At 73.2% G+C, this 12,356-nt stretch carries 11 protein-coding genes; 7 read left to right on the top strand and 4 right to left on the bottom strand.

All coding sequences use genetic code 11. From position 1 onward, the window contains the following. Positions 1-21 precede the first annotated feature (21 nt). The 3 genes from OSB71_RS12000 (at position 22) to OSB71_RS11990 (ending at position 2,693) form a co-directional block, all read left to right on the top strand. Entirely contained in the window at positions 22-1,041 is a 1,020-nt protein-coding gene (locus OSB71_RS12000) for a tetratricopeptide repeat protein (RefSeq protein ID WP_265947379.1), read from the top strand. Positions 1,042-1,150: 109 nt separating this feature from the next. Beyond that, positions 1,151-1,795 carry a peptide deformylase gene (def, locus tag OSB71_RS11995; RefSeq protein ID WP_265947376.1) on the top strand — a complete coding sequence of 215 codons (645 nt, stop codon included), beginning with the start codon at positions 1,151-1,153 and terminating at the stop codon, positions 1,793-1,795. 160 nt (positions 1,796-1,955) lie between these two features. Next, positions 1,956-2,693, top strand: a complete 738-nt coding sequence (locus OSB71_RS11990) for a D-Ala-D-Ala carboxypeptidase family metallohydrolase (RefSeq protein WP_265947375.1) — start codon at positions 1,956-1,958, stop codon at positions 2,691-2,693. A 145-nt stretch (positions 2,694-2,838) separates the two neighbouring features. On the opposite strand, the gene OSB71_RS11985 is transcribed toward OSB71_RS11990, so the two are convergent. The 4 genes from OSB71_RS11985 to OSB71_RS11970 form a co-directional block, all read right to left on the bottom strand. Further along, positions 2,839-3,339, bottom strand: coding sequence for a GNAT family N-acetyltransferase (locus OSB71_RS11985; RefSeq protein WP_265947538.1), 501 nt, complete (start codon positions 3,337-3,339; stop codon positions 2,839-2,841). Between the two features lie 114 nt (positions 3,340-3,453). After that, positions 3,454-3,660: a CstA-like transporter-associated (seleno)protein gene (locus tag OSB71_RS11980; protein ID WP_265947373.1), complete on the bottom strand. Its 207-nt coding sequence runs from the start codon at positions 3,658-3,660 to the stop codon at positions 3,454-3,456. Beyond that, on the bottom strand, positions 3,657-5,879 hold the full coding sequence (locus OSB71_RS11975; protein WP_265947371.1) for a carbon starvation CstA family protein: 2,223 nt from the start codon (positions 5,877-5,879) through the stop codon (positions 3,657-3,659). The genes OSB71_RS11980 and OSB71_RS11975 overlap by 4 nt, the downstream gene beginning before the upstream one ends. Positions 5,880-6,335: 456 nt before the next feature. Further along, complete coding sequence (locus OSB71_RS11970) at positions 6,336-7,109, bottom strand: GntR family transcriptional regulator (RefSeq protein WP_265947369.1); 774 nt, start codon at positions 7,107-7,109, stop codon at positions 6,336-6,338. Between the two features lie 307 nt (positions 7,110-7,416). Between OSB71_RS11970 and OSB71_RS11965 the strand changes: the two genes are divergently transcribed. From OSB71_RS11965 to OSB71_RS11950, 4 genes are all read left to right on the top strand, one after another. Beyond that, complete coding sequence (locus OSB71_RS11965) at positions 7,417-8,694, top strand: extracellular solute-binding protein (RefSeq protein WP_265947367.1); 1,278 nt, start codon at positions 7,417-7,419, stop codon at positions 8,692-8,694. A gap of 105 nt (positions 8,695-8,799) precedes the next feature. After that, on the top strand, positions 8,800-9,795 hold the full coding sequence (locus OSB71_RS11960; RefSeq protein ID WP_265947365.1) for a carbohydrate ABC transporter permease: 996 nt from the start codon (positions 8,800-8,802) through the stop codon (positions 9,793-9,795). 113 nt (positions 9,796-9,908) lie between these two features. Continuing rightward, a complete protein-coding gene (locus OSB71_RS11955; RefSeq protein WP_265947536.1) occupies positions 9,909-10,712 on the top strand; it encodes a carbohydrate ABC transporter permease in 804 nt (267 codons plus the stop codon). A gap of 7 nt (positions 10,713-10,719) precedes the next feature. Beyond that, positions 10,720-12,264 carry a glycoside hydrolase family 3 protein gene (locus OSB71_RS11950; protein ID WP_265947363.1) on the top strand — a complete coding sequence of 515 codons (1,545 nt, stop codon included), beginning with the start codon at positions 10,720-10,722 and terminating at the stop codon, positions 12,262-12,264. The last annotated feature ends 92 nt before the right edge of the window (positions 12,265-12,356 follow it).

Here is a 12,356-nt window from a genome sequence, read left to right as displayed (position 1 = left end):
CGGGAATCAGGCGGGAGCATCGTGAAGATCTTCGGCAGGGCACGGCAGCGGCCGTCCACCGACTGGCGGCTGGCCACCGACCGTGCCTTCACCCTGATCGGCGACGGACACTACGAGGACGCGGGCGAGCTGCTCACCCGGGCCGCGGACCTGGAGCCGTGGCTGTCGGAGTCCTGGTTCAACCTGGCGCTGCTGCACAAGTTCCGCCACGACTGGGAGCAGGCCCGCACCGCCGGACTGCGCGCGGTGGCCCTGCTGGACCGCGCCACCGGGGCGCCCGACTGGTGGAACGTGGGCATCGCGGCCACCGCCCTGCAGGACTGGCCGCTGGCCCGCCGGGCCTGGCAGGCCTACGGCCTGAAGGTGCCCACCGACGCGGTCGGCGGCACCGGCACCGGGGAGCCGACGGGCATGCGGCTGGGCAGCGCGGCCGTGCGGCTGTCGCCCGAGGGCGAGTCCGAGGTGGTCTGGGGGCGGCGGCTCGACCCGGCCCGCATAGCCGTGCAGTCCATCCCGCTGCCCTCGTCCGGGCGGCGCTGGGGCGAGGTGGTGCTGCACGACGGCGTCCCGCACGGCGAGCGCACGGTGGCCGGCGGGGGCGGGCGCCCGTCGGCCTACCCCGTCTTCGACGAGATAGAACTCTGGGCACCCTCGCCGGTGCCCACCTGGGTGGTGCTGCTGGAGGCGGCCACCGAGGCCGACCGGGAGGCCCTGGAGCGCCTGGCGGCCGAGGCGGGGTTCGCCGCGGAGGACTGGTCGTCCTCCGTGCGGCTGCTGTGCCGCTCGTGCTCGGAGTCGCGGATGGCCAGCGACGAGGGGGACGGCACCGCCCTGCGGCACGATCCGCACGACCACAGCGAGCCGGGCCAGCCGGGCCCCCTGGGCCACATGGCGGCGGGCAGCGGCCCCGACCAGGTGTGGACCCCCGAGCGCGAGTGCGGGCTGGCCGCGCCCGCCTCCCTGGTCCGCGGGCTGCTGGACGGCTGGGTCGCCGACAGCCCCGACACCCGCGAGTGGCGGGATCTCGAAGAGGTCTGCTGACCCCGCTTCCCCGGCCGGGCCCCACCGTCCGGGCGTGGCACCGCGGCGCCGCGTGGAGCCTTACCCTGTAGGGCGACCCCGCAGGCAGTCGAGGAAGGCGTACGGCGGCATGGCTCAGGAGCAACAGACCGGTGAGGCGCGCACCGACGCGGCCGACTCGGAGTTCATCGTCGACACCGAGGACTGCGAGGCGCGCGAGAGCGCGCACCGGGAGCGCGGCACCGCCCGCCCGATCACCGTGGTCGGCAACCCGGTGCTGCACCGCGAGTGCCGGGAGGTCACCGACTTCGGCCCCGAGCTGGCCGCCCTGGTGGACGACATGTTCGCCTCCCAGCGCGCCGCCGAGGGCGTCGGGCTCGCCGCCAACCAGATCGGCGTGGACCTGAAGGTGTTCGTCTACGACTGCCCCGACGACGACGGCGTCCGCCACGTCGGCGCGGTGTGCAACCCGGTGCTGGAGGAACTGCCCGCCGAGCGCCGGGTGCTGGACGACAGCAACGAGGGCTGCCTGTCCGTGCCCGGGGCCTACTGCGCCGTGCCCCGGCCGGACTTCGCCGTCGTCAGCGGGCAGGACACCGACGGCAAGCCCATCAGGGTGCGCGGCACGGGGTACTTCGCCCGCTGCCTCCAGCACGAGACGGACCACCTCCACGGACGGCTCTACATCGACCGCCTCTCCAAGCGGGAGCGCAAGGACGTGCTGCGGCAGATGGCCGAGTCCACGCCGCGCTACGAGACGGTGCCGGGCGACTGAGCGGACGGCCGCGCCCACGGTCCGGCGCCGGACCCCGCGTCCGCGCGGGGGCCGGTCCGGCGCCGGGCCCGGGTCGTGTGCCCCCACCGCCAGAGGCGCGCCCTCTGGCATTCAACGCGCGTTGTTGACGCGTACAGACGGCTCGGCCACGCTCTGGGCCATGCGTAGACGAGTGACCCGAAGCCTCCTTGCTCTTGTCATGTTCGCGACGGCGTTGTTCGCCGGTACCGTCGCCACCGCACCCGTCGCCTCCGCCGACTCCTGCTACACGTGGAACCGCACGCTCTCGCAGGGCGCCTCCGGGTCCGACGTCCGGGAGCTCCAGATCCGCGTGGCCGGCTACCCCGGCTACGGCAACGTGCTCGCCATCGACGGCCAGTACGGGCCCGCCACGGCCGCTGCCGTCAAGCGCTTCCAGTCCGCCTACGGGCTCGGCGCCGACGGCATCGCCGGGCCGCAGACCTTCAACAAGATCTACGCCCTCCAGGAAGCCGACTGCTCCCCGGCGCACTTCGACTTCGCGGAGCTCAACCGGTGCAACTCCTCCTGGAGCGGCGGCGCCGTCAGCGCGGCGACGGCCCGGGAGAACGCCAAGCGCACCATGTGGAAGCTGGAGGCGCTGCGCCACGCCCTCGGCGACCAGCCGATCCGCGTCACCAGCGGCTTCCGCTCCCACGCCTGCAACAACGCCGTCGGCGGCGCGCCCAGCAGCCGTCACCTCTACGGGGACGCGGCCGACCTCGGCGCCGGATCGCACTCGCTGTGCACCCTGAGCAAGCGGGCCCGGTACCACGGGTTCAACGGCATCCTCGGCCCGGGCTTCCCCGGCCACAACGACCACGCCCACCTCGACCACCGCGGCAGCCGGTACTGGGACGCGCCGAGCTGCGGCATCTGACGACCTCCGGCCCCCGGGGCCGGCTCGACGGCCCCCGGCGGCCCTCCCGGGCCCCGTAGCCGTCCACCGCGCGCCGTGCCGGGTGAGCCTCCCGCGCTCACCCGGCACCCGCGCGCCCGGCCCCGCCGCTCGCCGCCGAGGCCGGTCACAGCTCCAGGGCGAACGTCCACAGCGGGTTGAACTCCGGCAGCGGACGCCAGTCGCGCTCCGGGGTGCGGACGAAGCCGAGCCTGCGGTAGAGCCGGTGCGCGGGCACCATGCCCTCCTGGCTGGACAGCACCAGCCGTATCAGCCCCCGCCGCCGGGCCCGCGCCACGCAGGCGCGCACCAGCGCCTCGCCCGCGCCCCGGCCGCGTCCCTCGTGGCGCACGGCCAGCATGCGGAACTCCGCCTCGCCGGGCCGCGCCAGGTCCGCGTACGGCCCGCCCTCGCCGACGAACGCCACCGCGCCCAGCACCTCCCCGCCGGCGTCCACGGCCACCAGCACCTCGGCGTGCTCCGAGCGGCGCCGGGCGTCGCGCAGCTCCGCCAGGTAGGGGTCGGCCTCGCCGAAGTCCAGCAGCCCGTCGCCGAGGTAGGCGGCGGCCGTCAGTTCCCCGATCTCCTCCAGCTCCTCGGGGCGTGCCGCCCGCACGGTGAGGTCCATGGTCACGTCCATGCTCCCAGTCTGCTGCACGGTCACGGGCCGACGCCGCGGCGCCCGCCCCCGTGCGGCGGGGGCGGGCGCCGCGGGGCTCTCGCCGCTGCCCGCCGTCGCCGGTCAGCAGCAGCGGAAGCCCTCGCGGGGGTCGGACTCACGGGCGTCGGTGCGGCGGCGCTCGAAGGCCCGGCGGGTGAGGAGAGGGGCCGCGGGGTCGTGCCGACGGGCGTGGGCGACGTACCGGTCGTAGGCCGCCTCGCCTGTCGCCTCCCGCCAGAACCAGCGCACGCGCGCGGCGGCCCCGCGCAGCCGGCGGCCCCAGGTCACCTCCGCGCCCCCACCGGCGGTTCGGCACCGCCGTCGCCGTCGCCCGCGGCGACCGCCGCCAGCTCCGCCTTCTCCTCCCGCGTCGCGATCAGCCCGGCCGGTGCCACGAGCCGGGAGCGCTGGTAGGGCGCCTCGTGCAGCGTGACGGACTCCGGCGCCCGCACCGCCTTCCAGCACACCCGGCCCGCGTCCACGATGACCACGACGATCAGCAGGGCGAAGAGCGCCGCCAGCACGCCGTCGACGGTGGAGTTGGTGACGACGGTGTGCATGTCCGCCATGTCCCGTGCGGGGGCGAGGACCTCACCGCGCTCGATGGCCTCCTGGTAGATGCGGCGCTGGGTGAAGAAGCCCACCGCCGGGTCGCCGGAGAAGATCTTCTGCCAGCTCGCGGTGAGCGTCACCGCCACGTCCCACACCAGCGGCACCCCCGTCACCCACGCCCACTTCAGTCGGCCGGACTTCACCAGCAGCGTGGTGCACACCGCGAGGGCGACGGCCGCGAGGAGCTGGTTGGCGATGCCGAACAGCGGGAAGAGCTGGTTGATCCCGCCGAGCGGGTCGTGCACGCCCACCCACAGGAAGTAGCCCCAGCCGCCGACCACGACCGCGCTGGCCAGCCAGACGCCCGGCTTCCAGCTCACGTCCTTCATGGGCTTGAAGACGTTGCCCAGGGTGTCCTGGAGCATGAACCGGCCGACGCGGGTGCCCGCGTCCACGGTGGTGAGGATGAACAGCGCCTCGAACATGATCGCGAAGTGGTACCAGAACGCCTTCATCCCGGCGCCGCCGATCACCGCGGAGAAGATCTCGGACATGCCGAGCGCGAAGGTCGGCGCCCCGCCGGTGCGGGAGAGCAGGCTGTCCTCCTCGACGGCCGCCGCGGCCGCCTGCAGGTCCTCCGCCGTGATCGGCGCCCCCAGACCGAGGCCGTTGACGAACTCCGAGGCCGACTGGACGGTGTCCCCGACGACGCCGCTGGGGGAGTTGACCGCGAAGAACAGGCCCGGGTCGATGATGCACGCGGTGATCATCGCCATCACGGCGACGAACGACTCCGTCAGCATCGCGCCGTAGCCCACCATGCGGACCTGCGTCTCCTTCTGGATCATCTTCGGCGTCGTGCCGGAGGAGACCAGGGCGTGGAAGCCGGACAGGGCGCCGCAGGCGATGGTGATGAAGACGAAGGGGAAGAGGGAACCGGCGAAGACCGGACCGTCGCCGCGCGTGGCGAAGTCGGTGACGGCCGGCATCTTCAGCGTCGGCAGTGCCACGACCACGCCCAGGGCCAGCAGCACGATCGTGCCGACCTTCATGAACGTGGACAGGTAGTCGCGCGGCGCCAGCAGCATCCACACCGGCAGGACGGAGGCGAGGAAGCCGTAGGCGACCATCCAGATCACCAGCGTGCCCGGCGCCAGGGTGAAGGTCCCGGCCAGCGAGGACTCCGCGACCCAGCCGCCCGCGACGATGGCGAGCAGCAGCAGCGCGACGCCGATCACCGACACCTCGGTCACCCGGCCGGGGCGCAGCACCCGCAGGTAGAAGCCCATGAACAGGGCGATCGGGATCGTCATGGCGATGGAGAACACGCCCCACGGGGAGTGGGCGAGCGCGTTGACGATCACCAGCGCGAGCACCGCGAGCAGGATGATCATGATGGCGAAGACGGCGACGAGCGCCGCGGCGCCGCCGAAGGGGCCGATCTCGTCGCGGGCCATCTGGCCCAGGGAGCGGCCGTTGCGCCGGGTGGAGAAGAACAGCGTCACCATGTCCTGCACGGCACCGGCGAAGATGACGCCGACGATGATCCAGATCGTGCCCGGCAGGTAGCCCATCTGCGCGGCCAGCACCGGGCCGACCAGCGGACCCGCCCCGGCGACCGCGGCGAAGTGGTGGCCGAAGAGCACGCGGCGGTCGGTGGGGTGGAAGTCGACGCCGTTGTCGAGCCGTTCGGCGGGCGTCGCGCGGCTCTTGTCGACGCGCAGGACCCGGCGCGCGATGAACCGGGCGTAGAAGCGGTAGCCGATCGCGTAGCTGCCGAGCGCCGCGGCCACCATCCAGGCCGCCGACACCTCCTCGCCGCGCGAGAGCGCGAGCACGGCCCAGCCGACGGCGCCCACCAGGGCCACGGCCGTCCACACCGCGATCTTCCCCGGGGACGGGCTGCCGCGCCCCGTCGTCCCCTCGTTGCCGGCCGCTGCTGCGGGTTCCGTCATCCCCGTTCACTCCGTTCCTGCAGGTCGGGTCGTCCTCGACGCGCAGGAAATCTAGGTCAGCCGTGGCGGGGGCGTCACTCGTCGTACAGATCGGGGGAGGCCGAACGGTCGACTTCTGCGGTGAACGGCACCGGGCGCGGCACGCCGGCGCACACCGGCCGCCGACGCGGGCCGTCGCGGGACGGCCGGGGGCGCCCGTGCGCGGTCCGTCGCGGGGTCGCCGTGCCCGTCCGCGCGTGGGCCGTCGCGGGGTCGCCGGGCCGCCCGTGTGCGGGTTGTCGCGGGACGGTCGGGGCGCCCGGGTGCGGTCCGTCGCGGGACGGTCGGGCTGCTCGTTGCGTGGGCCGCGCGGGCCCGTCGCGCGACCCTCGCGGGCCGCCGCCCGCGCCGCCCGCGCCGCACGTCACGGCGGTGGCGGCCGTCCCGGTGGCGGAGCGGCACGGAGCGCGGCGGGGGCTACTCCGGGGGACGCCGCAGGCGGGCCACGAACTTGTACCGGTCCCCGCGGTAGACGGAGCGAACCCACTCCACGGGCTCGCCGTCGCGGTCGTAGGAGTGCCGGGAGAGCATCAGCATGGGCAGGCCCACGTCGGTGCCGAGCAGGCCCGCCTCGCGGGGCGAGGCCAGCGAGGTCTCGATCGTTTCCTCGGCCTCGGCGAGATGGATCCCGTAGACCTCCGCCAGCGCGGTGTAGAGGGAGGCGTACTTCATCAGGCTGCGCCGCAGCGCCGGGAAGCGCTTCTGGGACAGGTGCGTGGTCTCGATGGCCATCGGCTCCCCGCTGGCCAGCCGCAGCCGCTCGATGCGCAGGACGCGGCCGCCCGCGGGGATGTCCAGCAGGCCGGCCAGCCGGTCGTCGGCGGTGACGTAGCCGATGTCCAGGAGCTGGGAGGTCGGCTCCAGCCCCTGCGCCCGCATGTCCTCGGTGTAGGAGGTCAGTTGCAGGGCCTGGGACACCTTGGGCTTGGCCACGAAGGTGCCCTTGCCCTGGATGCGTTCGAGCCGTCCCTCGACGACCAGCTCCTGCAGCGCCTGGCGCACCGTGGTGCGGGAGGTGTCGAACTCGGTGGCCAGCGTGCGCTCCGGCGGCACCGGCGTGCCAGGCGGCATCGTCTCCGTCATCTGGAGCAGGTGCCGTTTGAGGCGGTAGTACTTTGGTACGCGCGCCGTCCGGGTGGCGCCACCCGGACCCGATCCGTTCTCGGTGACGCCGCCCTCGGGCGTGCTCACTCGTCGTCCTGTCGCCGTCACCGGCTTCCTCCGACTCCGTCTCTGTGGCCTGTCCGGCCGACCGGCTGGGCACTCCCGGCCTCACATCCTGGCACGGGGCGTGCGCGAGGCCGCCGCTCGGCCGAGGTGTCGGTCCGGTAACGGACGGGAGACCCCCTCTTATACACCCTTGACACCCCTATAGGTCTAGGCCAAGCTGCGGGGCACTGGTCTAAACCATTAAAGACCAATCCCAGTCCCACGGGCACTACTTCGTACGTATGTCCTCGCGGTGGGCGGGAGGTTTCTGCATCCCGAGGAGGGTGACGTGAGGCGCAAGCTCATAGCGGCCATCGGTGTGGCGGCGATGATGGGGGTCGCGGCCTGCGGCTCTGACGGCGGCGAGGACGCGCAGAGCGGCGACGGTGACAAGACGCTCACCGTGTGGGTCATGGACGGGTCCGCTCCCGAGGAGTGGGTCACCGAGCTGAACAAGGAGTTCGAGGCCGCCCACGAGGGCGTGACCGTCGAGATCCAGACCCAGCAGTGGAACGGCATCCAGGAGAAGGTCACCACGGCGCTCTCCGAGGACGCGCCGCCGGACGTCCTGGAGCTCGGCAACACCCAGACCGCCGGCTACGCGGTCACCGGTGGTCTCGCCGACCTCACCGACATGAAGGACGAGCTGGGCTACGACACCTGGAACGAGGGCATGCTGCCCTCGGCGGAGCTGGACGGCCAGCTCTACGCGGCGCCGTGGTGGGCCGCCAACCGCGTCGTGATCTACGACAAGTCCATCTTCGCCGACGCCGGTGTCGAGCCGCCGACCACCCGTGAGGAGTGGGTCGAGGGCCTCCAGAAGATCGAGGACGAGACCGACGCCCAGCCGATCTACCTGCCCGGTCAGAGCTGGTACGTCTACTCCGGCTTCCTGTGGGACGAGGGCGGCGACCTCGCGGTCGAGGACGGCGACCAGTGGAAGGGCGCCCTGGCCACCCCCGAGGGGGCCGCGGCCATGAACTTCTACGAGGAGCTGCAGTCCTTCTCCACCGCCCCGAAGGACACCGACGAGGCCACCCCGCAGCAGTCCACCGACATCGTGCCCAAGGGTGACGTGGCGTCCTGGATCGGCCTGGGCTGGGAGGCGAACGGCGCCATCGCCGCCATCGAGGAGGCCGGCGGCGAGGCCGACTTCGGCTACTTCCCGGTCCCGGGCAAGACGGCCGAGCAGCCGGGCCACGTCTTCTTCGGCGGCTCCAACCTCGCCGTCCCCGAGCGCTCGCAGAACAAGGAGCTGGCGCAGGAGTGGCTGAAGCTGGCCACCTCCGAGGAGTGGATGAAGAAGTACGCCGAGGCCACCGGCGGGGCCGCGCTGCCGAACTCGCAGGCCGCGCAGATCACGCCCGAGCCGGGCTCCTTCGCCGAGGCCATGGTGCAGTCCGCGGACGTCGGGCGCCTGACCCCGATCACCCCGGGCTGGGCCAACGTCGAGACCGACCCGAACCCGGTCAAGCAGTACATGACCAACGTGCTCAACGGGACGGACCCGAAGAAGGCCGGTGACGACGCCGACGAGGCGATCACCGAGCGCATCAACCAGGGCTGAGCCACCGACCGTGGGCGCCCCGGCCCGGCACCGGGGCCGGGGCGCCCACGGCCCCCTCCCCGTACCACCGCAGTCCGGTCCGACGAAGGTCCGAGGAAGAAGACCATGACCGTGCAGACCACCGAGGGCGCGACCCCGGTCACCAAGGAGCCGCCGCCCAGCGGCCCGGACTCCCGGCCTCCGGGTGAGGCCGCACCCCGCGGCAGACGGTCGCTGCCCAGCGGCTGGCTGCCGTACCTGCTGATCGCCCCGGCCGTCCTCGCGCTCACGGTGTTCCTGGGCTATCCGCTGGTCCGCAACGTGCTGGTCTCCTTCCAGCAGCTCGGCCGCATGGAGATGATCTCCCGGGCCACGGTCTGGACCGGGTTCGACAACTACGTCGAACTGCTGCGCGACGACGCCTTCTGGGCCGTCGTGGTGCGCACCTTCGTCTTCATGGCGGTCAACGTCGCGCTGATCATGCTGGGCGGCACGCTCATCGGGCTGCTGCTGAACCGGCTCGGCAAGGCCATGCGACTGGTGCTCTCGCTGGCGCTGGTGATGGCCTGGGCCATGCCGATCGTGGCCTCCGCGACCGTCTTCCGCTGGCTGTTCGACACCCAGTTCGGCGTCGTGAACTGGGTGATGCGCAGCCTGGGCTTCGCCGGGTACGAGCAGCACAACTGGTTCCAGACCGGCTTCTCCACGCTGGCCATCGTCACGCTGCTCATCGTCTGGGCCTCCGTCCCGTTCGTCGCGCTGAACATGTACGCGGGCCTGACGACGATCAGCGGCGAGCTGTACGAGGCCGCCCGCATGGACGGCGCCACGAACTACCGGATCTTCCGCTCCGTGGTCTTCCCGCTGCTCAAGCCGTTCTTCCTGATCACCACGTTCCTGGAGATCATCTGGGTCTTCAAGGCGTTCGCCCAGATCTACGCGCTGAACCAGGGCGGACCGAACCGCGAGTCCGAGACGCTGCCCGTCTTCGCCTACGTCGAGGGCATGAGCCAGATGCAGTTCGGCGTCGCGGCCGCCGCCTCGGTGCTGACGATCCTGATCCTCATCGTGGCGATGTCGTTCTACTTCCGCCTGATCCTCAAGCAGGAGGACGAGCAGTGAGCAACACCACCCTCGCCGGGCCCGCCGGCGCCCCGAACGCCGTCGCGCCCCGGCCCCCGAGCGCCCCCGACCGGGCGGCGACGCGGGCCAGGCGCCGCAAGACGCTCGGACGGATCTGGCCGAACCTCCTGGCGCTCGCCCTCGCCGCGTTCTTCGTCTTCCCCGTCTACTGGATGTTCTCCACGTCCTTCAAGCCGGCCGCGCAGGTCCTGACGAAGACGCCCACCTTCTTCTTCACGCCCACCTTCGAGCACTACGGCACGGCCACCGAGGTCGAGCTGTTCTGGACGTTCGTGCGCAACAGCCTGACGGCCACCGTGGGCGCCGTGCTCATCGCGCTGGTGGTGGCGCTGGCGGCCAGCTTCGCCATCGTCCGGATGAAGTTCAAGGGCCGCAAGGGCCTCGTGCTCGCCGTGATGATGGCCCAGCTCGCGCCCTGGGAAGTCATGGTCATCGTGATGTACCTGATCGCCCGGGACGCGCAGGTGCTCAACAGCATCGGCTTCCTCACCCTCATCTACTTCGTGATGGTCCTGCCCTTCACCATCTGGACGCTGCGCGGCTTCATCGCCGCCGTGCCGAAGGAGCTGGAGGAGGCGGCCATGATCGACGGGTGCAGCCGCACCCAGGCGTTCTTCCGGGTGATCTTCCCGCTGCTCGCGCCGGGGCTGATGTCCACCTCGCTGTTCGGCTTCATCACCGCGTGGAACGAGTTCGCCATGGTGCTGGTGCTGAACAAGGAGCCCGAGGCGTACACGCTCCCGCTGTGGCTCACCCAGTTCCAGAGCGCCTTCGGCAACGACTGGGGCGCCACCATGGCCGCCTCCTCGCTCTTCGCGATCCCCGTCCTGCTCCTGTTCCTCTTCCTCCAGCGTCGTGCCGTCGGCGGGCTCAGCGCCGGCGCGGTGAAGGGATGACCCACCGATGACCACACTCGCCCCCACCTCCCAGACGCTGCTGCGGGACGCCCTGGCCGTCCTCCAGCCCGGCTTCACCGGCACCACCGCGCCCGCGTGGCTGCTGCGCCAGCTCGACGAGGGCCTGACCTCCGTCGGCCTGTTCGGGCGCAACATCGAATCCGCCGAACAGCTCGCCGCGCTGACGGCCGAGCTGCGCGCGGTGCGGCCCGACGTCCTGGTCGCCGTCGACGAGGAGGGCGGTGACGTGACCCGGCTGGAGGCGCGCACCGGCTCCTCCTTCCCCGGCAACCTGGCGCTGGGCGCCGTCGACGACCCCGCGCTCACCCGCGCGGTCGCCCGCGAGCTCGGCCGGCGCCTCGCCGCGTGCGGCGTCAACCTCAACTGGGCGCCGTCGGCCGACGTCAACTCCAACCCGGACAACCCGGTCATCGGCGTGCGCTCCTTCGGCGCCGAACCCGAGCGCGCCGCCCGGCACACCGCCGCCTACGTCGAGGGGCTCCAGGCCGCCGGGGTGGCCGCGTGCACCAAGCACTTCCCCGGGCACGGCGACACCAACGTCGACTCCCACCACGCGCTGCCCCGCATCGACGTCGACCTCGGCACCCTGGGCGAACGCGAGCTCGTCCCGTTCCGGGCGGCCGTCGAGGCGGGCAGCAAGTCCATCATGAGCGCGCACATCCTGCTGCCCGCGCTGGACCCGGAGCTGCCCGCCACGCTCAGCTTCCCGGCCCTGACCGGGCTGCTGCGCGCCCCGGTGGCCGAGGGCGGTCTCGGCTTCGAGGGCGTCATCGTCACCGACGCGGTGGAGATGGGGGCCATCGCCGACCACCACGGCGTCGAGCGCGGCACCGTGCTGGCCATCGCGGCCGGCGCGGACGCCGTCTGCGTCGGCGGCCACCTGGCCGACGAGGAGACCGTGCTGAACCTGCGCGACGCGCTGGTGCGCGCGGTGCGGGAGGGCGAGCTCGACGCCGCCCGGCTGGCCGACGCGGCCGAGCGGGTGCGGGCGCTGGCCCGCTGGGCGGCCGAGCGGGCCGCGGCGGCGCGCGCCGACGCCCCGGCCGACCCGGAGGTCGGCCTCGCCGCGGCCCGCCGCGCGCTGCGCGCCACCCCCGCCGACGGCACCTCCTGGCAGCCGCTCGACGCCGCGCCCTACGTCGCCGCGTTCACCCCCGTGGCCAACATCGCCGTCGGCGACCAGACCCCCTGGGGCGTGGCCGCCGAGCTGGAGCGGCTGCTGCCCGGCACCGCCACCGGCTCCTGGAGCCGGGCGGAGGCCGAGGCCGCCGGCGCCTCCGGGGTGGCCGAGAGCGTGCTGGCCGAGGCCGGGGACCGCAGGGTCGTCGCCGTGGTCCGCGACCTGCACCGGCACCCCTGGATGGCCGCCGCGGTGGAGGCCCTGCTCGCCGCCCGCCCGGACAGCGTGGTGGTCGAGATGGGCGTTCCGCAGGCGCCGCCCGCCGGTGCCCTGCACCTGGTGACGCACGGTGCCGCCCGGGTCTGCGGCCGGGCCGCCGCCGAGGTGATCGCCGGGCGGCGCGAGAGCTGAGCCGCGGGCACGCCCGCACGTCGGCCCCCGGGGGCGGCCCGCACGGCCGCCCCCGGGGGCCGCTCCGCGTCCGGCCGGACGCGGAGCGGCCC

Source organism: Streptomyces marinisediminis (assembly GCF_026262575.1).
GTDB lineage: Bacteria > Actinomycetota > Actinomycetes > Streptomycetales > Streptomycetaceae > Streptomyces > Streptomyces marinisediminis.
The sequence above is the reverse complement of the archived record's forward strand: the minus strand, read 5'-3'. Positions and strand labels throughout refer to the sequence as shown.